General features: G+C 73.8%; 20 protein-coding genes and 2 tRNA genes. 9 read left to right on the plus strand and 13 right to left on the minus strand.

Annotated elements, in window-relative coordinates; translation table 11 throughout:
* Positions 1 to 29 precede the first annotated feature (29 nt).
* Complete coding sequence (locus V5D56_RS15140; RefSeq protein WP_435736118.1) at positions 30 to 1,319, minus strand: AI-2E family transporter; 1,290 nt, start codon at positions 1,317 to 1,319, stop codon at positions 30 to 32.
* Between the two features lie 218 nt (positions 1,320 to 1,537).
* On the opposite strand from V5D56_RS15140, the gene V5D56_RS15145 reads away from it, so the two are divergent.
* Positions 1,538 to 1,622 (plus strand) — tRNA-Leu (locus V5D56_RS15145).
* 100 nt (positions 1,623 to 1,722) lie between these two features.
* Here the strand turns inward: V5D56_RS15145 and V5D56_RS15150 are convergent.
* Positions 1,723 to 2,466 (minus strand): MBL fold metallo-hydrolase, encoded by a 744-nt coding sequence (locus tag V5D56_RS15150; protein WP_435736119.1) that lies wholly within the window; start codon positions 2,464 to 2,466, stop codon positions 1,723 to 1,725.
* A gap of 203 nt (positions 2,467 to 2,669) precedes the next feature.
* Between V5D56_RS15150 and V5D56_RS15155 the strand changes: the two genes are divergently transcribed.
* Positions 2,670 to 4,148: an MFS transporter gene (locus V5D56_RS15155; protein ID WP_435736120.1), complete on the plus strand. Its 1,479-nt coding sequence runs from the start codon at positions 2,670 to 2,672 to the stop codon at positions 4,146 to 4,148.
* Positions 4,149 to 4,176: 28 nt separating this feature from the next.
* Here the strand turns inward: V5D56_RS15155 and V5D56_RS15160 are convergent, their stop codons facing one another.
* Together V5D56_RS15160 and V5D56_RS15165 are read right to left on the minus strand one after the other, a co-directional pair.
* Positions 4,177 to 5,544, minus strand: a complete 1,368-nt coding sequence (locus V5D56_RS15160) for an ATP-binding protein (protein WP_435736121.1) — start codon at positions 5,542 to 5,544, stop codon at positions 4,177 to 4,179.
* 25 nt (positions 5,545 to 5,569) lie between these two features.
* Positions 5,570 to 6,259, minus strand: coding sequence for a response regulator transcription factor (locus V5D56_RS15165; protein ID WP_435736122.1), 690 nt, complete (start codon positions 6,257 to 6,259; stop codon positions 5,570 to 5,572).
* Between the two features lie 90 nt (positions 6,260 to 6,349).
* Between V5D56_RS15165 and V5D56_RS15170 the strand changes: the two genes are divergently transcribed.
* The 3 genes from V5D56_RS15170 to V5D56_RS15180 are packed head-to-tail and all read left to right on the plus strand — an operon-like array spanning position 6,350 to position 9,466.
* A complete protein-coding gene (locus V5D56_RS15170; protein ID WP_435736123.1) occupies positions 6,350 to 7,627 on the plus strand; it encodes a LolA family protein in 1,278 nt (425 codons plus the stop codon).
* Positions 7,624 to 8,601: an ATP-binding cassette domain-containing protein gene (locus V5D56_RS15175; protein ID WP_435736124.1), complete on the plus strand. Its 978-nt coding sequence runs from the start codon at positions 7,624 to 7,626 to the stop codon at positions 8,599 to 8,601. The genes V5D56_RS15170 and V5D56_RS15175 overlap by 4 nt, the downstream gene beginning before the upstream one ends.
* The gene (locus tag V5D56_RS15180) at positions 8,588 to 9,466 is read left to right on the plus strand and encodes an ABC transporter permease (protein ID WP_435736125.1); all 879 of its coding nucleotides are present in this window, start codon (positions 8,588 to 8,590) and stop codon (positions 9,464 to 9,466) included. The genes V5D56_RS15175 and V5D56_RS15180 overlap by 14 nt, the downstream gene beginning before the upstream one ends.
* A gap of 67 nt (positions 9,467 to 9,533) precedes the next feature.
* On the opposite strand, the gene V5D56_RS15185 is transcribed toward V5D56_RS15180, so the two are convergent.
* Together V5D56_RS15185 and V5D56_RS15190 are read right to left on the minus strand one after the other, a co-directional pair.
* Positions 9,534 to 10,706 carry an RtcB family protein gene (locus V5D56_RS15185; protein ID WP_435739053.1) on the minus strand — a complete coding sequence of 391 codons (1,173 nt, stop codon included), beginning with the start codon at positions 10,704 to 10,706 and terminating at the stop codon, positions 9,534 to 9,536.
* A 117-nt stretch (positions 10,707 to 10,823) separates the two neighbouring features.
* Positions 10,824 to 10,896, minus strand: a tRNA-Ala gene (locus V5D56_RS15190).
* A gap of 615 nt (positions 10,897 to 11,511) precedes the next feature.
* Between V5D56_RS15190 and V5D56_RS15195 the strand changes: the two genes are divergently transcribed.
* Positions 11,512 to 12,654 (plus strand): glutathione-independent formaldehyde dehydrogenase, encoded by a 1,143-nt coding sequence (locus V5D56_RS15195; RefSeq protein WP_435736126.1) that lies wholly within the window; start codon positions 11,512 to 11,514, stop codon positions 12,652 to 12,654.
* 60 nt (positions 12,655 to 12,714) lie between these two features.
* On the opposite strand, the gene V5D56_RS15200 is transcribed toward V5D56_RS15195, so the two are convergent.
* Entirely contained in the window at positions 12,715 to 13,107 is a 393-nt protein-coding gene (locus V5D56_RS15200) for a DoxX family protein (protein ID WP_435736127.1), read from the minus strand.
* 207 nt (positions 13,108 to 13,314) lie between these two features.
* Between V5D56_RS15200 and V5D56_RS15205 the strand changes: the two genes are divergently transcribed.
* Together V5D56_RS15205 and V5D56_RS15210 are read left to right on the plus strand one after the other, a co-directional pair.
* Positions 13,315 to 14,142: a metal-dependent hydrolase gene (locus V5D56_RS15205; protein WP_435736128.1), complete on the plus strand. Its 828-nt coding sequence runs from the start codon at positions 13,315 to 13,317 to the stop codon at positions 14,140 to 14,142.
* Positions 14,143 to 14,480: 338 nt separating this feature from the next.
* Positions 14,481 to 15,305: a serine protein kinase RIO gene (locus V5D56_RS15210; RefSeq protein WP_435739054.1), complete on the plus strand. Its 825-nt coding sequence runs from the start codon at positions 14,481 to 14,483 to the stop codon at positions 15,303 to 15,305.
* Positions 15,306 to 15,393: 88 nt separating this feature from the next.
* On the opposite strand, the gene V5D56_RS15215 is transcribed toward V5D56_RS15210, so the two are convergent.
* From V5D56_RS15215 to V5D56_RS15230, 4 genes are all read right to left on the minus strand, one after another.
* The gene (locus V5D56_RS15215) at positions 15,394 to 17,730 is read right to left on the minus strand and encodes an arylsulfatase (protein ID WP_435736129.1); all 2,337 of its coding nucleotides are present in this window, start codon (positions 17,728 to 17,730) and stop codon (positions 15,394 to 15,396) included.
* Positions 17,727 to 18,767 carry an ABC transporter substrate-binding protein gene (locus tag V5D56_RS15220; protein ID WP_435736130.1) on the minus strand — a complete coding sequence of 347 codons (1,041 nt, stop codon included), beginning with the start codon at positions 18,765 to 18,767 and terminating at the stop codon, positions 17,727 to 17,729. Before V5D56_RS15220 ends, V5D56_RS15215 begins: the two co-directional genes overlap by 4 nt.
* A gap of 84 nt (positions 18,768 to 18,851) precedes the next feature.
* Positions 18,852 to 19,640, minus strand: a complete 789-nt coding sequence (locus tag V5D56_RS15225; RefSeq protein ID WP_435736131.1) for an ABC transporter ATP-binding protein — start codon at positions 19,638 to 19,640, stop codon at positions 18,852 to 18,854.
* Positions 19,613 to 20,500 carry an ABC transporter permease gene (locus tag V5D56_RS15230; protein ID WP_435736132.1) on the minus strand — a complete coding sequence of 296 codons (888 nt, stop codon included), beginning with the start codon at positions 20,498 to 20,500 and terminating at the stop codon, positions 19,613 to 19,615. Before V5D56_RS15230 ends, V5D56_RS15225 begins: the two co-directional genes overlap by 28 nt.
* A 368-nt stretch (positions 20,501 to 20,868) precedes the next feature.
* Here V5D56_RS15230 and V5D56_RS15235 point away from each other — a divergent pair, with 368 nt between their 5' ends.
* On the plus strand, positions 20,869 to 21,279 hold the full coding sequence (locus tag V5D56_RS15235; RefSeq protein ID WP_435736133.1) for a DUF6841 family protein: 411 nt from the start codon (positions 20,869 to 20,871) through the stop codon (positions 21,277 to 21,279).
* A gap of 10 nt (positions 21,280 to 21,289) precedes the next feature.
* On the opposite strand, the gene V5D56_RS15240 is transcribed toward V5D56_RS15235, so the two are convergent.
* Together V5D56_RS15240 and V5D56_RS15245 are read right to left on the minus strand one after the other, a co-directional pair.
* Positions 21,290 to 22,282: a hypothetical protein gene (locus V5D56_RS15240; protein ID WP_435736134.1), complete on the minus strand. Its 993-nt coding sequence runs from the start codon at positions 22,280 to 22,282 to the stop codon at positions 21,290 to 21,292.
* Positions 22,279 to 22,926, minus strand: a complete 648-nt coding sequence (locus V5D56_RS15245; protein ID WP_435736135.1) for a hypothetical protein — start codon at positions 22,924 to 22,926, stop codon at positions 22,279 to 22,281. Before V5D56_RS15245 ends, V5D56_RS15240 begins: the two co-directional genes overlap by 4 nt.
* Positions 22,927 to 22,937: the final 11 nt, after the last annotated feature.

Consider the following 22,937-nt stretch of genomic DNA (forward strand, 5'->3'; position numbering starts at 1 on the left):
CCGGGTGCCGGCCTGCTCGTCCCCCGCGGTCAGACCGCCGCGTCGCGGGTCGGCGGTGTCGACGACGGGCCGTCCGCGAGCGCGATCTCCTTGGCCGTGGGGATCTCGTCCTCCATCGGCGGGTCCTTGTGCCGCAGCTTCGAGAACACCGCCCAGGCGACCGCGACGAGCGGGACGGACACCACGGCCCCGAGGATCCCGGCGAGCAACGTCCCGGCCGTGACCGCGAGCGCGACCACCACGGGGTGCAGCGAGACCTGGGCGCCCATGATCAGCGGCTGCAGGATGTGGCCCTCGAACTGCCCGATGAGCGCGATGCCGACCGTGACGATGAGCGCGGTGACGATGCCCTCCGCGGCGAGCGCGACGACGGCCGCGATGATCATCGCGAGCGGTGCGCCGATGATCGGGATGAAGGCTCCGATGAACACGAGCACCGCGAGCGGTGCCGCGAGCGGGACGCCGAGGATCGCGAGCAGGATCCCCGCGAGGATGCCGTCGATGATCGCGATGATGACGGTGCCGCGCGCGTAGCCGGAGAAGGTGTACCAGCCCGCGCCCCCGGCGATCTTCCAGCTGTCGCGCGAGCGCGCCGGGAGCTGGTTGAGGAACCACGTCCACAGGTCCTTGCCGCGCGCGAGGAAGAAGACCGTGCAGAAGATCGCGAGCGCGACGGCGGCGAACGCCTCGAACACCGAGCCGGCGCTCGCGGCCGCCTGGCTCGCGATGTCACCACCGTGCTCGGTGAGCCACTGGCGGCCGTTCTCGATCCATCCCTCGAAGTCGTCCGAGGTGATCGTCACGGGCAGGGGGCCGTTCTCGAGGAGGTCGAGGATCTGGCTGATGCCCTGGTCGAACTGTTCCGCGAGGCTCTGCCACTGGCCCGCGACGGACGTGATGATGTAGGTGAGCAAGCCCGCGATGAAGAGCACCGCCGAGAGGATGGCGAGGGCAGTCGCCAGGCCGCGGGGCATGACGCGCGCGTAGAAGTCGGTGACCGGCCGCAGCACCGAGGTGATGACGAGGGCCAGGAACACGGCGACGAACACGAGCTGGACCTGCGCCGTCGCGTAGAAGATCAGCGCGACCGCCGCCACGACCATGAGCAGCCGCCACGACCAGCCGGCCGTCGTGCGCAGCCACGCGGGGACGGTGTCGTCGTACCCGACGACCGACGGGTTGCGACGCGCTCCCGCCACCTTGCGCGCCTCGCGCGACGCCCCCGCGAGGTGCTTGACCGACGCTGCCGAGCGCTCGGAACCGGCACCGGGACGCGGTGTGGGCACGGGACCGCTCGCAGGCCGCTGCTCGTCCGTCACGCGTGGCACCGTCCGTTCGTCGCCCTCATCCGCCCAGTGTGCCCCAGGTCGTCCCCCGACGCCGGGTACGGCGCACCGGCCCCGGAGAGGTCCTCCCGCCCCGGCGGACAGCTCTCGGGGCGCAGGTCGGCGAGGTGGACGCGATGCGGGATCCACCCGCCAACCGTGCTATGTTTTTCCCCGCACCGGAACGGCGGAAACGCCGGGAAGGTCCACTCGTCCGGGTGGCGGAATGGCAGACGCGCTAGCTTGAGGTGCTAGTGCCCTTTATCGGGCGTGGGGGTTCAAGTCCCCCTCCGGACACTCGTTGAGACAGCGACGACGGAGCGGGTCCAGGGAAACCTGGGCCCGCTTCGTCGTTCCGTCGTCCGTCCTCCCGACGGCTCGCTCGACCGGCAGGCGCTCAGTGCGCGCCCACGGCGCGCGCCCGCTCGACGGCGGCCTCGACCCCCTCGGTCCACGGGTCCCCGTGGCCCGGCAGGAGCGTCGTCGCACCGGTCTCGACGAGGCGGTCCAGGGACGCGAGCGCCTGGGCGCTGTCGGCCGTCGCCGCGCCGGCGATGATCTGCGGTCCTCGGGCACCGGTGTAGGGGTCGAGCGTGACGAGCGCGTCGCCCGTGAGCAGGACGTCGCGCTCGGGCAGGTGCAGCGCGCAATGCCCGGCCGTGTGGCCTGGACTGAAGACGACGCGAGGCGAGCCCGGCACGGGGAGCGTCGCCCCCGGCTCCGTATGCCGCAGCCCCCGCACACCGGGGACGCGGAGGGCACCCGCCGCCGTCATGGACGCGAGGATGCGCACGGCTGCCGGGTAGCGCAGCGGGTACAGCGCACGGACGTTCTCGTGCGCGTACCGGTACGGGTGAGCGGCGATCTCGAAGTCGTCCTCGTGGAGCCAGATCGGCACGTCCAGCCTCGTCTGCGCCTTCGCGGCCGAGCCGGTGTGGTCGAAGTGGGCGTGCGTCAGGACGACGGCTGCGACGTCGGACGGGCGGTGCCCGAGCTCCCGCAACGCGTGCCCGAGCAGGTCCCACGTCGCCGGGAGGCCGGTGTCCACCACGAGGACCCGGCCCTCGTCGTCGGCGACGAGGTAGACGTTGACGTAAGCGTGCTCCAGCCGGTGCACACGGTCCGCGACCTCGGTCAGCACAGTCCCTCCCCCGTCGTCCCGTCGGCAGGACCCGCTCACGGTAGGCACGCCGGCCCGCGCTCGCGCGCTGCGACCTTGGTCACGATCGGGGTCCGGAGGTGGAGCGCTTCCCGAGACGCTTGCTTGAATGTTCGACCGTCCGCGCGGGTGCCCGCTCCGGACGCCCGCGCCCCTTGTCCTGACGGGCGCCTCCCTCTTCCTGAATGCGTGCTGTGCCTCTCCCTGCCCTGAAGCTCTCCCGTCCTGCCCTCGACCGACCTCTCCCCCCGACGGCCCCCGACCGATCCCCCTGGCGCGCGCTGCGGCACCGGTCGATGCGCTGGTGGTCCGGCGCGAACCTCGTGTCGAACGCGGGCGCCTGGATGCAGCTCACCGTCCAGAACCTGCTCGTCCTGCAGGTCACCGGGTCGGCCGCCGTCACCGGCCTCTCCCTCGCCGTCCAGGCCGCCCCCGCCCTGCTCCTCGGGGTCGCGGGGGGCGCCGTCGTCGACCGGTGGCCGCGCAAGCTGACCGCCGCCCTCAGCCAGGCGGTGCTCGGCGTCGTCGCCCTGACGACGGCGGGGCTCGTCGCGCTCGACCTGCTCAGCCTGCCCGTGCTCCTCGTCCTCGCCGCGGTCACCGGCCTCGTCGCGACCGTCGACGGGCCCGCCACCGCGCTCCTCGGCAACGACCTCGTCCCGGTCGAGGACGTCCCGTCCGCCATCGGCATCGGCTCGGTGGTGCACAGCGCCGGCCGGCTCGTCGGCGTCGCGCTCGCGGGCGGCGCCGTGGCGTTCGCCGGACCGGCGGTCGCCTATGTCGCCAACGGCGTGGCCCTGCTCGGCGTGGCGCTCGTCGTGCCGTTCCTCGTGCTGCACCCGGACGCCGGGCGCTCCTCCGCACCCCCGCCTCAGGAGGTGGACGTGCCGACCGCGGGTCCGGTCGTCGGCCCGGTCGTCGGCCCGGACCCGGTCGTGCGCCCCGGCCCAGGCGACGAGAGCCGCGGGGCGGTGCCCTACTTCTTCGGCCGACCACGACTCGTGGCGCTCCTGGTCGTCACGGCCGTGAGCGCCGTGCTCGGCCGCAACTACACCCTCACGCTCGCCGTCCTCGTCACGGGCGCGCTCGCGGGTGGCGCGCAGGAGTTCGGCACGGTGTCGACCGTGCTGGCCGTCGGCGGGATCCTGGGGGCCGTGCTCGCCGGACGGCTCCGGCGCCCGACGGTGCGCCTGGTCGCCCTGCTCGCCGCGGCCGGCGCACTCCTCCAGGTCGTCGCCGGGTTGGCCCCGACCCTGACGGTCCTCCTGCTCGTCGTCGGGCCGATGGCCGTCGTCGAGTCGATCTCGGACACCGCGGGGACCACCGTCCTGCAGACCGACCCGCCGCCCCAGCTGCGGGGTCGCGTGCTCGGGGTCTGGCGCACCGCCAGCACCACCTGGGGCCTCGCCGGGCCTCCGCTGCTCGGGCTGCTCATGGAGCTCCTGGGGGCACGCGGCGCGCTGGTCGCGGGCGGCCTCGTGGTGGCCGGCGTGGTGGGCGCCGGAGCCTTGCACCGACGGCTGAGCACGTCGGGGCGCAGGCCCGAGCCCCCTCGCGGGACCGGACCTGCACCCGTGCCGGTGACGCCTCACGAGACCGGACCCGCACGCCTGCCGGAGCCCCACGCCGACCCTGCGCCGGAGCCCGTGCTCGTCCCGGCCTGAGCCGTCCGCGTCGCGGACGGCGAGAGGATCACGTCGGGGAGAGCCGCACCTCGGCGCGCAGACCACCGAGCGGCGAGTCTCCCAGCACCACGTCGTCACCGTGCTCGCGGGCGGTCTCGCGAGCGATCGCCAGCCCGAGACCGGTGCCGCCCGCGTCCCGCTCGCGCGCCTCGTCGAGCCGGGTGAAGCGCTCGAAGACGCGTTCACGGTCGCCCGGGCCGATGCCCGGCCCGTCGTCGTCCACGACGAGGCTCGCGGGCGAGGCTGTCACACGGACCCGGGACGTGGCGTGCCGGACGGCGTTGTCGACCAGGTTGCGCAGGATCCGGCCGACGGCGGCCCGGTCGGCCCGCGCGACGGCCGTGCCGTCGACGACGACCGTCACCGCCACGGGACGACGACCGGGTTCCCCCGGCTGCCTCTCCCCCGACACCGCGACGACCTCGCGGGCCAACGCGCCGAGGTCGACGTCCTCGTCGACGACGGGCAGCGCGCCGAGACGTGCGAGGACGAGGAGGTCGTCGACGAGCGCCTGCAGCCGCAGCACCTCGTCCTCGAGCTCCACGGCGAGCTCGTCGCCGGGGTACGCCGCCGGGTGGAGCCTCGCGACCTCGATGCTCGCCCGCAGCGCCGCCACGGGGGAACGCAGCTCGTGCGCCGCGTCCGCGACGAACGACCGCTGCCGGGCGGCGGCCGCCTGCAGGCTGTCGAGCATCGCGTTGAGGGTGCGGGCGAGCGCCCCGAGCTCGTCGTCGGCGCGCGGCACCGGCAGCTCGCCGGGTCCCCCCGACCTGGCGATGGCGTCGGCGCCCCGGCGCAGCTCCTCCACGGGGGACAGCGCGCGCCCCAGCACCGTCCAGATCACCGCCGCCGCCACGAGCGTGAGCAGCGGCACGACGACGGCGAGCGAGACGCGCAGCGCCCGCACCACCCCCTCCACCTCCTGCAGCGGCATGCTCGCGACCGCGGTGGCCCCGTCCGTCCCCGGCGCGGGCGCCACCGCGACCCGCGCCGCGGCGTCGTAGGCGCTGCGGTCCGTGCCGACGACGCGCACGTCGTCCGCGGCGACGGCCTCGGCACGCAGCGTCGAGACCTCCCCGGCCGGCAGGATCGGCAAGGTCCGGCTCGCCGACGCCGAGGACGCGAGCACGTCGCCCGTCGGCCCGAGGAGCTGCACGACCTCCCCTGGCTCGGAGACCGGCAGGACGTCCGGTACCTGGTCGCTCGTCGCGAGCCGGGCGACGAGGAGCGCGCGGTCGCGCGCGATGTCGTCCAGCGCGGCGACACGGCTCCCCGAGACGACGGAGGACAGCGCGAGAGCGCCGACCGCGAGCGCCGCCGCCACGACCACGGAAGCCAGCGTGGTGAGCCGGGCGCGCAACGACCAGGTCCGCACGGCCGTCACCGGTCCCCGGCACTGGTCACGGCGCGACGGGACGGGGTGGCGCGGGCGCCGCGGGCACCACGAGTCGGTACCCGGCGCCGCGCACGGTCTCGATGACCGCCTGGCCGAACTTGCGTCGCAGGTAGCCGACGTACACCTCGACGACGTTGAGCCCGTCGCCGGCCGCGTCCCACACGTGGTCGCGCAGCTCGCCCTTGCTCAGGACCTGGCCCGGCCGGCGCATGAAGTACTCGAGGAGCGCGAACTCGCGCGCCGTGGTCACGACCTCGTAGCCGCGCTGGGTCACGACGCGCGTCGCCGGGTCCAGGGACAGGTCGCCGACCGTGAGCACCGCCGGTCGCGGCTGCGGGCCCCGCCGTACCAGGGCCCGCACCCGCGCGACGAGCTCGACGAACGAGAACGGCTTCGTGAGGTAGTCGTCCGCGCCGAGGTCGAGGCCGTCGGCGATGTCGTACTCGCCGTCCTTGGCGCTGAGGATGAGCACGGGCGTCCAGACCCGGAGCTCGCGGAGCCGGGCGACCACGTCGTACCCGTTGAGGCCGGGCAGCATGATGTCGACGAGCACCGCGTCGAACTCGCCGGACGCCGCGAGCTCGAGACCGCGCCGCCCGTCGAGCGCGACGTCGACGGCGAACCCCTCGGCCAGGAGGCCGCGGCGCAGCGCCCGGGCCACGCCCCGCTCGTCCTCCACCACCAGCACTCGCACGCCGACAGCATCCCACCCGCCCGGCGACGTGCGCGCGGCGGGCGGGTCCTTCTCAGCGTGGCCACAGGTGCGGTGTGCGACGGTGTCGACATGGTTACGGAACCCCTCCCGTCGTCCCCCAGCGAGCCCGCCCGCGATACCCCCCGCGGGCCGTCGCGCCGCGCCCGCTGGGCGGTGCCCGTCGTGGTCGCCGCGGTGGTCGGCGGCGCGTTCGCGGCGCCCGCGCTCATCGCGTCCGCCGACTCCGACCTTCCCGAGCTCACGCCCGCCGAGCTGCTGGCGCGGGTCGCGGAGGCGGACCCGGTCCCCCTGTCGGGCACCGTGGTCCACACCGCACGGCTCGGACTTCCCGACCTGCCGCTCGAGGAGCTGCAGGGCGCGAGCCCGCTCGACCTGCTGGGCGGCAGCTCGACCGTGCGCCTGTGGTCCGACGGCGAGGACCGCTCGCGCGCCGCGCTGCTCGGTGACCTGTCCGAGTTCTCCGTCGTCCGGGACGGGGCCGAGGCCTGGACGTACTCGAGCCGCGACGACGAGGTCGTGCACTACACGGTCGCTCCCGAGGACCTCGCGGCGTACGAGCAGCTCGACGAGGCCGCCCGCTCAGGCACCGCACCCGACGTGGCGGGCGACCTGCCGACACCCGCGGAGGCAGCCGACGCGCTGGTCGCCTACGCCGGGCTCTCCACGGACGTCACGGTCGGCTCGGCCACCGAGGTCGCGGGCCGCGACGCCTACCAGCTGGGCCTCGTTCCGCGCACCGACGGCACCCTCGTGGAGCGCGTCCTCGTCGCGGTCGACGCGGAGACCTCCACGCCGCTGCGGGTCCAGGTCTGGAGCACGCAGGACGCGCAGACGCCCGCCCTGGAGATCGGCTTCACCGACGTCTCCTTCGCGACGCCGGACGACGCCGTCTTCGACTTCGCCGCTCCGGCGGGGGCCACCACGAGCGAGGTCGAGGTTCCGCTGCCGGACCCGGCCGACCACCCGTCGTCGGGCCCCGAGGCACTCACGGCCGCGCCCGAGGGCGTCTCGGTGAGCGGCACCGGCTGGGAGACGGTCGTGTCGGTCGAAGGGGTCGACGTCGCCGGCCTGCTCGCCGGAGACCCGGCGTCGGTGGCCGCGTTGCCGGGGGCCGAGCGGAGCCTCGGCTCCGCCGGCGCCCAGGACCTGTACGACGAGCTCGTCGGGGAGGACGGGACGGCGCCCGGGCTGCCGGAGATCGACGCCGCCGCGATCTACGAGCAGCTGACCGAGGAGGTTCCGGAGGGCCGCCTGCTCTCCTCGGCGCTCCTCTCGGTGCTGGTGACCGACGACGGCCGCGTCCTCGTCGGGGCCGTGCCCCCCGAGGTGCTGCGCGACCTCGCATGACGAGCCCGACGAGCCCGTCGAGCGCTGCCGGCACCGGCAACCTCGCCGTGGCGACCCGCGGCTTGACCAAGCGCTTCCGCTCGGGTCAGGTCGCGGTGGACGGGGTCGACCTCGCGGTGCCGCGCGGCGCCGTCTACGGCTTCCTCGGACCGAACGGCTCCGGGAAGACGACGACGCTGCGCATGGTGCTGGGACTGGTCGCACCCACCTCGGGGACGGCCACCCTCCTCGGGGAGCCGATGCCCGGGGCCGGGCGGCGCGTCCTGCCCCGGGTGGGCGCGCTCGTCGAGGGCCCGGGGTTCCACCCCTACCTGTCCGGGCGAGCCAACCTCGACCGGCTCGACGCCGTCGACGCGACCGCCGACCCCCGGACCCGCGACCGGCGGGCCGCCGCGGCGCTCGACCGGGTGGGACTCACGGCGGCGGCGCGCAAGCCGTTCCGCCAATACTCGCTCGGCATGAAGCAGCGCCTCGGGCTGGCCGCGGCGCTGCTGCGGCCGCGCGAGCTGCTCGTCCTCGACGAGCCGACGAACGGGCTGGACCCGCAGGGCACGCGCGAGGTGCGCCACCTCCTGCGCGAGCTGGCCGACGCCGGCACGACCGTCCTCGTCTCGTCGCACCTCCTCGGGGAGGTCGAGCAGGTGTGCACGCACGTGGGCGTCATGAGCCGCGGTCGGCTCCTCGTCCAGGGACCGCCCCAGGAGCTCGCCGCCGACGGGGAGGCGACGGTCGTCGTCAGCACCACGCGCGCGTGCGTCGAGGGCGCGGCACGGCTCCTCGGGGACCTCGGCCTGGTCGACGTGCAGACCGAGGGGACGGCGCTGTCCGCCCGCCTCGGGATGGTCGCGCCGGAGAAGATCTCGGCCGCCATGGTGGGCTCCGGGCTGGACCTCGTCGGGCTCGAGGTCCGACGGCCGAGCCTGGAGAACCTGTTCGTCGAGCTGACCGGGGAGGGGTTCGATGTCGCTCGCTGAGGTGGAGACCGGCGCGGAGCCCGAGACGTCGCCCGGCCGGACCCGCGGCGCGTTCGGGCGGCTGCTCACCAGCGAGCTGCGGCTCGTCCTGGGCCGGCGGCGCAACGTCGTCCTGCTCGTCGGGCTCGCCCTCGTCCCCGTGCTCCTCGGTACCGTGCTCTTCGTCACCCGGGACACCGCGGTCGGTGCGGGGGGACCGCCGTTCCTCGACCGCGTGACCGGCAACGGCCTGTTCCTCGTGCTGACCGCGCTCGTCGCGTGCCTGCCCCTGCTGCTGCCGCTGGTGGTGGGCGTCGTCGCGGGCGACGCCGTCGCCGGCGAGGCGCAGGCCGGCACGCTGCGCTACCTCCTGCTCGTCCCCGTGCCCCGGACCAGGCTCCTCGCCGCGAAGGCGCTCGCCGTGCTCGTCTTCGCAGGGTGCGCCGTCGTCGCGATCGCGCTCTCGGGACTCGTCACGGGAGCGGCGTACTTCGGCGTCGGCGAGGTGACACTGCTGTCGGGCGACACCGTGTCCACGGCCGAGGGGGTGGCGCGCACCGCGGGCATCGTCGCGTACGTCGGGCTGTCGCTCACCGGGCTCGTCGCGGTCGGCCTGTTCTTCTCGACGCTCACCGAGGTCCCGGTGGCGGCGACGGCGGCGACCGTCGTCGTCGCGATCGTGTCCGGCGTCCTCGATGCCCTCCCGCAGCTGTCCGCCGTGCACGGTGCGCTCCTCACCCACCACTGGCTCGACGTCGGCGAGCTGCTGCGGGCCGAGATCGACCTCGGCGTGCTCGGCGAGGGGCTCGCCGTCCAGGCGGCGTGGGCGGCCGTCTTCGGCGCCCTGGCCTGGAGCCGGTTCACGACGGCGGACGTGTCCTCCTGAGGCGATGGCACGTCGGACGCGGTCGGCGCCGGGAGCCCCGGCGCCGACCGTGTCCGCACGTGCCGCGTCAGCCCTTCACGCAGAGCAGCGTGGTGAGCCGCGCGACGACCTCGACCAGGTCGGACTGCGCGGCGATGACCGCGTCGAGGTCCTTGTACGCGCCCGGGATCTCGTCGAGCACCCCGGCGTCCTTGCGGCACTCCACGCCGGCCGTCTGCGCGGCGAGGTCGTCGAGCGTGAAGGTCTTCTTCGCCTTCGTCCGCGACATCCGACGCCCTGCGCCGTGCGACGCCGACCAGTACGACTCCGGGTTGCCGAGGCCGCGGACGATGTACGAGCCGGTGCCCATCGAGCCGGGGATGAGCCCCAGGTCGCCCGCGCCGGCGCGGATCGCACCCTTGCGGGTGACGACGAGGTCCCGACCGTCGACCTGCTCCACCGCGACGTAGTTGTGGTGGACGTTGACGGCCTCCTCGAACGTGACCTCACGGTCGGGGAACGACGCCCGGACCGCGTCGACGACGAGCGTCATCATCACGGCGCGCGAGCGCGCCGCGTACTCCTGCGCCCACCAGAGGTCGGCGAGGTACGCGTCCATCTCGGGCGTGCCGCCGAGGAACACCGCGAGCTCGCGGTCCACCAGGCCCTGGTTGTGCTCCAGGCGCTTCGCGACCGCGACGTGCTGCTCCGCGAGCGTCTTGCCGATGTTGCGAGAGCCCGAGTGCAGCTGGAGCCAGACGCGACCCTCGGTGTCCGAGCACAGTTCAGCAAAGTGGTTGCCTGAGCCAAGCGTTCCGAGCTGACGACGGGCCCGGGCCTCCAGGTCGGAGACCTTGCCGTGCAGGCCCGAGAACCGCGACCAGAAGGCGTCGACGCCTCGACCGACCTCGGCCGGACCGGTCCCGGCGATGGACCGCAGCCGGCGCACGTCGACCGGCTCGTCGTGCGCGTGGAACCCGACGGGGATCGCCGCCTCGATCCGTGAGCGGAGGGCGTGCAGGTCGTCGGGCAGGTCCTCCACCGTGAGCGACGTCCGGACACCGATCATGCCGCAGCCGATGTCGACCCCGACCGCGTTCGGCGAGACCGCGTCGCGCATCGCGATGACCGAGCCGACGGTCGCTCCCTTGCCGAGGTGGACGTCGGGCATCACGCGCACGCCCTCGACCCACGGCAGCGCGGCGATGTTGCGCAGCTGCTGGAGCGCGGCGCTGTCGACCTCGTGCTCGTGCGCCCACATGAGGGTGGGCGCCTTCGCGCCGGACAGCGGGACGGGGAACGCGTGGGCCTCGGTGCTCACGGTGATGACCTCCTCGGGTCGTTCTTCCCATGGTGCCCGCCGGGTGACGGGACGGGGTGCGCGCGGAGGGGCTCGAACCCTCGACTCCCGACCCGCGAGGGCCGGCGCTCTTCCGCTGAGCTACGTGCGCTGGTGCCCTTAACGTCGGGCAGACGTCGTGATGAAAGGACCACGAAGAATCGCTCCGCTCACCGTCGTGCATTCACCACGGCCGCGCGGACGGAGCACGCACGGCGCCGGCAAGAATGACGATGAATGGTCACGAGAATGCGACCCCGACCAAGGATCGGCGCACGAAAGAGCCGCCCTGGAAAAATGCTCCGGGGCGGCCCGTCGTGTCGACGCGAGGGTCAGACGACGGGGCCGCCAAAGGGCTCGAGGGCATACGTGGAGCGGCACTGTCGCGGCGCGCTCGGCAGGACGAGCTCCTGCTCGCCCCGCAGCACGGGACGGCGTGGGTCGTTCCGGTGGAATGCTCGCACTGTGCTGCTCCTCTCGCGTCGGTCTTCGCACCCGAAGGTCCGGCTCTGAGTGGACCGAGGATTACCGTACGGCATCAATTCAAGGGGCACAACCCCTTTTCTGGAGGTGGTCGGAAAGATGTCGGGAGCGCAATTCGTCGACCCCGGGTCCCGTCACCGACCCGGTCGCCGCCGCCGGGCGTGCGAGCGCCCTCCTGCCTGCGCACGATGGCGGGGCCGGGCTCGAGCACACGGGTCCCACCCCTGACAGCCAGGAGGTCGCCATGCGCGCAGTCCTCTACCGCGGGCCGAAGCAGGTCGAGGTCACCGAGGTCCTCGACGCCAGGATCGAGAAGCCGACGGACGCCCTCGTCCGGATCACGACCACCAACATCTGCGGTTCCGACCTGCACATGTACGAGGGCAGGACCGCCGTCGAGGAGGGCAAGGTCCTGGGCCACGAGAACATGGGGGTCGTCGAGGAGGTGGGCGACGCCGTCGACCGGGTCCGGGTCGGCGACCGGGTCTCGGTCCCGTTCAACATCGCCTGCGGCACGTGCCGGAACTGCATCGCCGGCTGGACGTCGTTCTGCCTCCGCACCAACCCCACGGAGGGCATGGACGGCGCCGCCTACGGCTACGCCAACATGGGCCCCTACGACGGCGGCCAGGCCGAGGTGCTGCGCGTCCCGTACGCGGACTTCAACCTGCTCGAGCTCCCCGAGGGCACGGACCACGAGAACGACTTCACGATGCTCTCCGACATCTTCCCCACCGGGTGGCACGGCACCGAGCTCGCCGGGGTGTCGCCCGGCGACGACGTCGCGGTCTTCGGCGGCGGACCCGTCGGACTCATGGCGGCGCACAGCGCGCTGATCCGCGGCGCGGCGCGCGTCTTCGTCGTCGACAAGGAACCCGACCGGCTGCGCCTCGCCGAGTCGATCGGCGCCCAGGGCGTCGACTTCTCGCAGGGCGACCCCGTCGAGCAGATCATGGAGGCCACGCTCGGTCGCGGCGTCGACAGCGGCGTCGAGGCCGTCGGCTACCAGGCCCACGACCCGTCCGGCGAGGAGCACCCCGAGCTCGTGCTCGACAATCTCGTGCAGGTCGTGCGCGCGACCGGGGGCATCGGCGTCGTGGGCGTCTACGTGCCCCAGGATCCGGGCGCGCAGGACGAGGACGCGAAGCAGGGCCGCATTGGGTGGGACTACGGCCAGTTCTTCACCAAGGGCCAGCACATGGGCACCGGCCAGGCACCGGTCATGCGGTACAACCGCCAGCTGCGCGACCTCATCGTGGCGGGCCGGGCACGGCCGTCGTTCATCGTGTCGCACGAGCTGGGGCTCGACGAGGCGCCCGACGGCTACGCGCGCTTCGACGCGCGCGAGGACGGCTGGACCAAGGTGCTGCTCAAGCCCGGCGCCTGACGGGCCGTCCAGCCGGTCCCGTCCGGCACGCGGTCCCCGCCTCGCGGCGGGGACCGCCGTCTACCCGACGAGGCCCGGACCCTCGTCCCGCGCGACGGAGACCGCCCAGGCGACGAGCGGGACCTGGAGCGGGAGCCGACCCCACGCCACCGCGGGGCGCCGGGCCCACGCGCGCGCACCACGGCGTGAGTCGAGGGCCATCTTCACGTTGCCCGGGAAGACCCCGACGAGCAGGGCGGCGCTCGCCGCGCCCCCGAGTCGGCGCGTCGGTGGCAGGGCTAGCGCGACGGCGCACGCGAGCTCGGCCACCCCGCTGCCCACGACCCACGCCCTCGGAGAGCCGAGTCCGTGCGGGATCAGCGGCTCGAAGACTCGTGGGCGAACGAGGTGCAGCACGCCGGACGACCCCAACAACGTGGCGAGGCCGGCGGCGGAAAGAGTGCGAGGGCGCATCGATCGAGGCTACGGGTGTCCTCGTCCGGGCGCCTGGTGGTGGCTCCGCGCGGGTCGAAGCGTCGAGATGCTGCGCTTGGCACACTTTTCTCGGTCCCCCCTCGCGCAGCAGCGATGTCACCGACCACCGGTAGGGTTCGGACGTTCCGGACAGACCTCCCGACGCCGACGGACGCGGCGGGCCGACGACGAGGAGACCGCCTCACCATGATGGGTGCCAACCACGCCGCGACAGGAGCCGCGGCCTGGATCGCCGTGACGTCGACCGCGCCCTTCGCTCTCGGGCTGCACCCGGTGTCGTCGGTGGGCGTCATGACGGGAGCGGTCGTGTGTGCGGGCGCCGCCCTGCTGCCGGACGCCGACCACCACAACGGGACGTTCGCCCACTCCCTGCCGCCCGTCAGCGAGTGGGTCTCCGACGCCGTCGAGGCGATCTCCGGAGGCCACCGGCAGGGCACGCACTCGTTCCTCGGCATCGCGGTGTTCACCGCACTGGCGTGGGCCGCGGGCCTCGTGACGGTCGAGACCGAGTCGTTCGGGACGGTGTACGTCGGCGGCGGCATCCTCGCGGTCCTGCTCGTCGCGCTCGCTCTCAAGGCCCTCAAGCTCACGCGCCGCGGCAAGCTCGCGCCCTGGCTCACGTCGCTCACCGTTGCAGCGCTCGTCGCGCTCTTCTCCCCCGAGGAGTGGAACTGGCTGCCCGTCGCCGTCGGTCTCGGGGTGACGGTGCACATCCTCGGCGACGTGCTCACGACGAACGGCGCGCCCCTGCTGTGGCCCGTCAAGCTGCGCTCGCCGCGCTGGGTGCGTCGCTCCTTCCTCGTGGACGACGTCTGGCGGCCCGGCGGCAGCTTCGCCGTCCCGCTCCTCGGCGACACCGGCTCCGTGCGCGAGTGGCTGCTCGCGACGGCGGTCGGGCTCTACGCCGTCGTCGGGTTCACCTGGTCGGCGCTCGACCAGATGGGCTTCGACACGCTGGGGACCTGGAACCGCCTCGTCACGGCGGTCGAGTCCGCGGTGGCAGTGGCGTTCTGAGACCGGAAAAGGCCTTGCCCCGCCACGGCGGCCGGTGAGACGGTCGGATCCGAGCCGCCCGCGCCGTCGGGCACCGGAGGAGAGGAGGACGCCATGAGCTGGACGAGCCCGTCCTGCGTGTCCACCACCCCCGGGAGCGCTGCCCGCCGCTGATGCGGCTGTCGTCCGCCCGCGCCACGACGGCGCCGGGCCGGCACACCGCGCGCTCCTCGCCCGAAGGAGCCACCGTGCCCGAGCACGACCTGTCCGACCCGTACCCGTACCTGCCCCCGACCTTCGCGCACGACCCGCGCACTCCCCCGCCGCGGCGCCTGCGACGTCACGACGGCGCCGACGAGCTGGCCGGCGAGACCCTCGGCGTGCTCGACGCCGCGCTCGACGCCGACCAGCGGTGGTCGACGTGGCACGCCGTCGAGAAGGGCCAGCGCGGCCCGGAACCTCACCCTGCCTGGGTCGTGACGGCCGACGCCGCCGTCGACACCGAGCTCGGCGTGCTCAAGACGGGCAAGGAGGCGGACGTCTTCCTCGTCGAGCGCGCCGTCCCCGGGGACCCCGCGCAGCGGTCGCTGCTCGCCGCGAAGCGCTACCGCGACCTCGACCACCGCGCCTTCCGTCGCGACTCCCTGTACACCGAGGACCGGAGCGTGCGCCGGACGCGCGACCGGCGCGCTCTCGACCGGAAGTCGTCCTACGGGCGGCAGGTGGCGGCCGGTCAGTGGGCGGCGGCCGAGTTCGCGGCGCTCGGCGAGCTGTGGGCCGCGGGCGTGCCCGTCCCCTACCCCGTCCAGATCGACGGCACCGAGATCCTCATGGAGTTCGTCGGGACGAGCGACGGCGAGACCCACGAAGCCGCACCGCGCCTCGCGCGCACCCGGCCCGACGTCGACGTGCTCGCCACGTGGTGGGACCAGCTGCGCGACGCGATGGCCGTCATGGCCCGGCTCGGCTACGCGCACGGCGACCTGTCGCCGTACAACGTGCTGGCCGACGACGACCGGCTCGTCCTCATCGACCTCCCCCAGGTCGTGGACCTCGTCGCGAACCCGTTCGGCACCGAGCTCCTGCTGCGCGACTGCCGGACGATGTGCGCGTGGTTCGTGACCCGCGGTCTCGACGCCGACGGGGACGAGCTGTTCGCCGAGCTGATAGCCCAGGCGTGGTGACCGACGCAGGGACGCGAGCGCCCGCGCCCGGACGACGGTCCGGGCGCGGGCGCGGTCGACGTGACCGCCGACCGACGAGGTCGGAGAGTCAGTCGTAGAACGCGGCGACGTCCTCCTCGACCTCGGCGACCCGGTCCGGGTCGTAGGCCGCTCGCTCGCCCGGTACGTACGTGACGGCGACGAGCCGGCCCGTGAACCGGAACGACCCGCGCCGCTCGTGCAGCCCCCAGTGCACGGGGCCGCCACGGTTGACGCCCACGTCGATCCCGCTGAACGGCGCCATGCCCACGAGCATCGTGACGTCGTCGAGGCCGCCGCGGGGTGCGTCGTCCACGCTCACGGCGACCTTCCAGCGGAAGTCGGGGAGCCACGTGAACGACGCGCCGACCGTGCCCGTCGTGAACGACCCGAGCGGCACCTCGTGGAGGCGTCCGTACTCGTTGTAGGCCAGGTGCAGCGTCCCTTCCTCGACGTACAGCGCGTAGCCGCCGCCCTGGTCGCCGTGCGCCACGAGGATGCCCTCCCCCGCCGCGGCGACCTCGGCGACGACGTCGAACGAGCGCAGCGACGTGAGCTTCGCGGAGCGGTACCGCTCGAGACGCCGGGTCCGCGGAAGCAGCCGGACCGGTCGCTCGAGCACCTTCTCCGCCGGTCGCCGCCCGGGCGCGAAGGACGCCCCGAGGGGGAACACCGTGTTGCGCCAGGCGGCGTCCTGCCAGGCGGCCGCCAGCTCCACGACCCGCTCCGGCTCCTTCTCCGAGAGGTCGACGAGCTCGTTGGGGTCCTCCTCGACGTGGTAGAGCTCCCACCGTGGCTCGGTGAGCGACTGCCCGCGCGTGTGCAGGGACACGAGCTTCCAGCCGTCGCGGTAGTACCCGCGAGACCCGCCGAACTCCGCGTACTGCTCCGGGTGGGTCGAGGGACCGTACGGGTCGGCCAGGACGGGACGCAGCGAGACGCCGTCGATCTCCTGGGTCGGCAGGCCGTTCCGCTCGGCGAGGCGCTCGACGCCGACGAGGTCCAGGATCGTCGGCGTCAGGTCCGTGACGTACTGGTACTGGCGGCGCAGACCGTCGTCGTCGGCCGCCCGGGGAAGCCCGGCCGGCCAGGAGACGAAGAACGGCACCCGCACCCCGCCAGCGTGGGTCTGACCCTTGTAGAAACGGAACGGCGTGTTGGACACCTGTCCCCACCCGCGCGGGTAGTGGACCATCGTGCGGGGCGTACCGATCAGGTCGGGGTCGCGCTCGACGTCGTTCTCCCAGTCCTGCGGCAGGCCCGCGATGTGCACGAACCGGGAGAAGTACGACCGCGTGCCCTCCGGGCCGCCCTCGGCCGTGCCGCCGTTGTCGGACGTGAACACGACGACCGTGTCGTCGAGCTCGCCGAGGTCGTCGACGACGCCCAGCAGGCGGCCCAGGTTCTCGTCGACGTTCGCGACCATGGCGGCGTAGACCTCCATGTACCGCGCGTACAGGTCCTGGGTGCGCGGGTCGAGATCGTCCCACGCCGGGACCTCGAAGCCCGGCTCGGTGGCCGACGGCGGCAGCGGGGTGTGCGGCGGGAAGATCCCCAGCTCGATCTGACGGGCGTGCCGTGCCCGCCGGACCTCGTCCCACCCGGCCGCGTAGCGCCCGCGCTGGGCCGCGATGTCCCCCGGCTTCGCCCCGAGCGGCCCGTGCATCGCGTGGTGCGCGAAGTACAGGAAGAACGGCTTGTCCGGCTCCTGCGCGCGCAGCGTCGCGAGCTGGGCGATCGCGTCGTCCGTGAGGTCGTCGGTCAGGTAGTAGTCCGCCGGCCAGTCCTCGAGGTCGACCGGCGTGTTGTCCCGCACGAGCTGGTTCGGGTGGAAGAACGAGTTCGCGCCCTCGAGCGTGCCGTAGAAGTGGTCGAACCCGCGCTGCAGCGGCCACGAGGACTTGTCCGCGCCGTCGTGCATGAGCGCGTCGCGCGTCAGGTGCCACTTGCCGAACGCGTACGTCGCGTAGCCCGCTGCGCGCAGCGACTCCGGCAGCGTGGCGACGTCCTGGTCGATCTCCAGGCGCAGGTTCGGGAACCCGGGGTCGGAGTTGGCGACCGACGCGAAGCCCGCGCGGTGCGGGTTGAGGCCCGTCATGATCGCGGCACGCGCCGGTGAGCAGACCGGCGTCGTGTGGTAGTTCGTGAGCCGGTACCCGCGGTCCGCGAGCGCCGACAGCGTCGGCGTGGCGATCTCCGAGCCGAACGGCGCGACGTCGGAGTAGCCCATGTCGTCGAGGACGACGACGATGACGTTCGGTGCGCCCTCGCGAGCGGTGCGCGGACGGGGCCACGCTCGGGTGGACGCGCGGACGGTCTCGCCGACGCGACCGGGGAAGCGCTCGTAGCCGCGTGCGCCGGCCGGGACGTCGGGGTGCTGGGCGGGGTGCTGCTCCGTGCCGGTCATGCGGCACCTCCGACGAGGACGTCGTTGAAGCGGTCGTCGAACTCGAGGCTGACGTCGAGCGTCTCGGCGATGAGCCCGAGCTCGGTGTAGACGTCGGCCTGCTCCTGCTGCGTCGCGATCACCTCGTCGTCGATCGGGACCCAGCCGGCGGCTGATCGCTCCCGGACCGCCCGAGAGATCTCGACGGGGAGGCCGGTGAGCTCGGAGTAGGTCGCGGCCCAGGCGTCCGGGTTCTCCACGGCCCACTGCTCGGCACGACCGAGCCGCCCGAGGTAGTCGGCGACGGCCGCCTCCTTGGCGGGGTCGGCGAGGGCGGCGTCGGTGGCGACGACGTAGGAGTACCCGGAGGTGACGCCGACGCCGTCCCCGACGGTGACCGCACCGTTGGCCTTGAGCTGGGCGAGCGTGGGATCGAGCGAGGCGACGGCGTCGACGTCACCCTTGGCGAGAGCCGCCACGGCGTCCGTGAGCGGCAGCTCGACGGGGGTGATGTCCGCGTAGTCGAGCCCCTCTGCCTCGAGCACGCGGGCGACCGTGTACTGCAGGATCGTCGCGGGCAGGAGCGCGACCTTCTTGCCCTCGAGGTCGGCGACGTCGTCGATGCCGGAGCCCGGGTCGGTCACGATCTCGACGAACGACCGGCCGTCGGCCACCGAGCGCTGCACGCCGACGACCTTGACGGGGATCCCGCCCACTTGGGCGAAGATCGCCGGGGTGTCGGCCATGAGCGCGAGGTCGACCGCCCCGGAGGGCACGGCCTCCATGAACGCCGGCCCGGAGGGGAACAGCGCGTACTCGACCTCGTAGTCGAGACCGTCGGCCTCGCCGGCGGCCTCCAGCAGCGACTGCTGCGTGAGGGCGGCGCCGAGCTCGCCGACGGTGAGGACCACGCCGGAGGCGTCGTCGCCGCTCGCCGACGGGCTACCCGTGGCCCCCGCGGAGCTGCACGCGGCGAGCGTGAGGGCGAGGAGCGCCGTGGCGGCGCCGACAAGGGACCGGGTGCGGCCCGTGGGCCGGCCGGGGCTGTTCGTGGGCATGGTGGATGAACCTCTCGCGGAGAAGGGGACGGTGGTCGTGTGGGCGGCCGCGTCGCGCGGCCGTCCCGGTGAGGTCGTGTCGTCTCAGTGGTCGTCGTCGCCGACGCCGAGCTCGGTGAGCAGGCGGCTGCGCAGCTCGGCGAACCGCGGGTGGGACCGTCTGCCGACGGCGGGCAGGTCGACCTGCTCGTCGAGGGAGAGGCGGCCGTCGGTCAGCACGATGATGCGGTCGGCGAGGAGGACGGCCTCGTCCACGTCGTGGGTGACGAGCAGGACCGCCGGGGAGTGTCGCGCGACCAGGTCGCGCAGGAGCCGGTGCATCTTGATCCGCGTCAGCGCGTCGAGCGCGCCGAACGGCTCGTCCATGAGCAGCAGCTCAGGGTCCCGGGCGAGCGCCCGGGCGAGCGCGGCCCGCTGCTGCTCCCCGCCGGACAGGGTCTTGGGCCAGGCGTCCGCGTGGTCGGCCAGTCCGACGTCGGCGAGCAGCTCGCGACCGCGCTCCCGGGCGGCCGCTCCGCGGAGACCGAGCACGACGTTCGGCAGGACGCGCGCCCAGGGCAGGAGCCGGGAGTCCTGGAACGCGACGGCGGGGCGTCGTGGCACGTCGAGGCGGCCCTCATACTGCTGGTCGAGCCGCGCGAGGATGCGCAGCAGGGTGGACTTGCCGGAGCCGGAGCGGCCGAGCAGCGCGACGAACTCCCCGCGACGGATCTGCAGCGTGATGTCGTGCAGCACGCCTCGGCCGTCGAACGCGCGGGCCACGCCCGCGGTCTCCACCACCACGGGTCCGCGTCCGGCCGTCGCCACCACCGGTGCCTCGGCGCCGGTGGTCGGCGCGCCGGAGCTCAACGCGCCTGCAGCGTCGATGCCCATGCCAGGGACCTCCTCTCGATGAGCCGGACGACGGTGTCGGAGATCAGCCCGAGCAGCGCGTACACGACGAGCCCGACGATGATGACGTCGGTCCGTGCGACCGTGCGGGCCTGGGTCATGAGGTAGCCGATCCCCGCGGTCGCGTTGATCTGCTCGGCGACGACGAGCACGAGCCACGAGATGGCGGTCGCGAACCGCAGCCCGGTGAGGAACCCGGGGAGCGCCCCGGGCAGCACGACCCGCCGCACGAGCTCCCACCGCGATAGGCCGACGGTCGTCGCGAGCTCGACGAGCCGCGCGTCCACGGAACGGATCGCTGCGTGCGTGTTGATGTACACCGGGAACGTCACGGCGAGCGCCACGAGCAGGATCTTGGTGGGTTCACCGATGCCGAACCACACGATGACGAGCGGCTGCAGCGCGAGGATCGGCATCGCCCGGAGCATCTGCACGTTCGAGTCGACGAGGACCTCACCGACCCGGCTCAGCCCGGTGAAGAGGGCGAGCAGCCCGCCGACCGCGACCCCGATGGCGAGCCCCGTCCCCGCACGGGCGAGCGAGACGAGGAGGTTCTCCTGCAGCTGGCCGGACGCGACGAGGTCGACGCCCGCGTCCCACACGCTCGCCGGCGAGGGCAGCAGGATGGGCGACACCCAGGCGAGGGACGTGGCGACCGCCCAGAGGACCAGCACCAGGACCGGCCCGACCGCGCGTCCGGCGAGATCGGTGAGTCGTCGACGACGCCTGGTCGCTCGGGGCGGAACCGCGAACCTGTCGTCGACGCCGAGACGCAGGGAGCCGTCACCCGGTGGTGGCTCGTCGTGCTCCGTGGTGGGTGGTGACGAGGGGACGACGGTCATCGTGGGGCAGCCTTTCGGTGTGGGCGCGCGCAGCACTGCTGCGACGGGGCGTGGATCTGCCGTGCAGGAGGCGATGGGGAGGGGATCGACCTACGGGACGAGGTCAGGACCGGTGTCGGGTCGACGGCGTGGAGCCGGGCCGCGGCAGTGTCAGGAGCTGCCAGGACACGCACATCGTCGTGTGGCCCAGGCGCTGGGGCTCCGGTCCGTCCGCATATCTGGACGCTACGGGTCGGCTTTGTCGACATGGATGGCCGTCTTGCGACTCGGGACAACGTAAGACGCTCATGGTCACCAGGCGGACACGGGCGGCCACGACAGGCGCCCGCCGCGCGGCGCAGTCAGCGAGCGCACGGTAGAACGGGGAGATGGAGCCTTCCACCGCGTCCTTCGACGCCGACGACGTCCAGGCGTTCCTCACCACCTTCGGGGTCGCGGTCAGCACGGGCGACCTCGACGCGATCGCGTCGGCGTACGCGTTCCCGGCGCTCACCGTCGGAGCGTCGTCGTCCGAGCTCGTGCCCGACCCCGACGCGGTGCGTGACGCCGCCCGGGACGCCGCTCGCGGCTACCGCGAGCGCGGGCTCGTCGCGGCGACGGTGCACCTGGAGCACGTCGAGGAGGTCGGCGACGCGCTCGTGTGGGCGCACGTGCGCTGGAGCTACCGGGACGAGTACGCGAACGAGAAGGAGTCGAGCGCCGTGCGCTACCTGCTGCGCCGGGCCCGGGACGGGTTCGAGGTGTGCGTCGTCGTGACGGAGGCGCCCGACGGCGCGTGAGCCCCGGCTCTCAGCAGCCGCCGTCCGGCGCGACCGGCCCGTGCCGCGGCGCCCCGCCCTGCGCGTCCGGCGGCAGGTAGTCCAGGCGCACCCCGTCCATGACCGGCACGGCGAGCACTGCGGAGTCCCGTGCCGCGCGCGACCAGTCGCGCGGGACGAGGAAGTACGTTCCACCCGCCTGCTGCACGAGGACGAGCCCGTCGTACCGGTACCGGAAGGCGGTGCCCTCCGGACCGCAGACCAGCGGTTCCACGCCGGGCGCGACGAGCCGCAGGTCTGCCGTGCTGCGCACGACGACCCCCGGGTACGCGGCGAGCTCGGCCTCGAACTGACGGCCGCGGCTCTCGCCGATGTCCGCCGAGTAGTTCGCGACCGCCCAGAAGAGCGAGACGGCCACGAGGACGAACACCGCCGCCCACTCGGTGAGACGTGCGGCGACGGACGGTGGACGCCACTCCGGGCGGGTACGTCGGAGCTCGTCGCGCCATCTCCGGACGACGGCGACCATGACCAGGAGGCCGAGCGCGAGGCAGAGCGGCGCGACCCAGGACGGGACGCCGTCGGCGAGCCCTCGGCCCGGCCAGACGGCCTGGAAGAGCCCGAACCCGATGAGGACCGCCGCGACCGCGCCGATGCCGAGGAGCACGCGCGGGTGCGGTCGCCGCTCGTCCGCCCGGACCGAGCCGCCCCGCACCCAGAGCGCGACCAGGACGGCGACCGCCACGACGGCGAGCGGGAGGAGGAAGCCGTCCTGGGCGAGCACCAGGTAGTCCGTCGACGTGAGCTGGAGGGACGTGACGTCGACGCCGAAGTACTGGTAGAAGAACATGGCGCGCTGGCGGCCGAAGAAGTAGAGCAGCGCGGTGAGCAGTCCCGCAGGGGCCACGACCTCCGTCACGATCCTCGCGAGACGCGGCACGTCGGTGCTCGGGTCGGCGTCCTCCGGTGGCCGGGCGTCGGCCGGGCGGGCAGCACCGCTCGGTGCCGGAGGACGCTCGGTCACGGCCCGTCGCCCGTCGCGGCTCCCCCGCCGCCGCCGGCGCCGCCCGGGTCGCCGCCCGGGTCGCCGCCCGTGCCGGTCGTCGTGCTCGTGCCGCCAGGATCCGTCGTGCCGGTGTCCGTGCTCTCGGTGTCCGTGCTCTCGGTGTCCGTGCCGTCGGTGTCCGTGCTGCCGGGATCGGTCGTGGTCGCGCTGCAGTCGGCCAGGAGGACGACGGTCGACCACCGCTCGACGGTGAGGCCCTCGCGCCATGCCGGGTCGGACCCGTCGTAGAGGCACCCGGGCCCGGCGTCGGAGGGATCGGAGACGACGGTCACGCACAGCTCCCCGCCGCAGCTCTCCGTCATCTCGTCGAGGAACGTCGCACGCACCTGGGCGAAGTCGATGCCGACCTGCTGCGCGGCGGTCCCCATCCTCACGGGCGAACCGCCGGTGGCTCCGCCCCGCGCCGGGGGCCCGCCGCCTTCCGTCGCCGTTGCGTCCTCGGTCGCCGTCGCGTCGTCGGCCACCGTCCCGAGGTCCGGTGCGGGCTGCTCACCGTCCCAGCTGCACGCGGCGGCCGCGCACACGACCCCGGCCGTCAGCAGCACGGCGATGACGCGACGCGGGGACCGGCGGCGTCCGCCCTGTCCTGTCTCCGTCGACATGGCCCGGTCCT

The sequence above is a fragment of the Cellulosimicrobium sp. PMB13 genome, from assembly GCF_051294865.1.
GTDB lineage: Bacteria > Actinomycetota > Actinomycetes > Actinomycetales > Cellulomonadaceae > Cellulosimicrobium.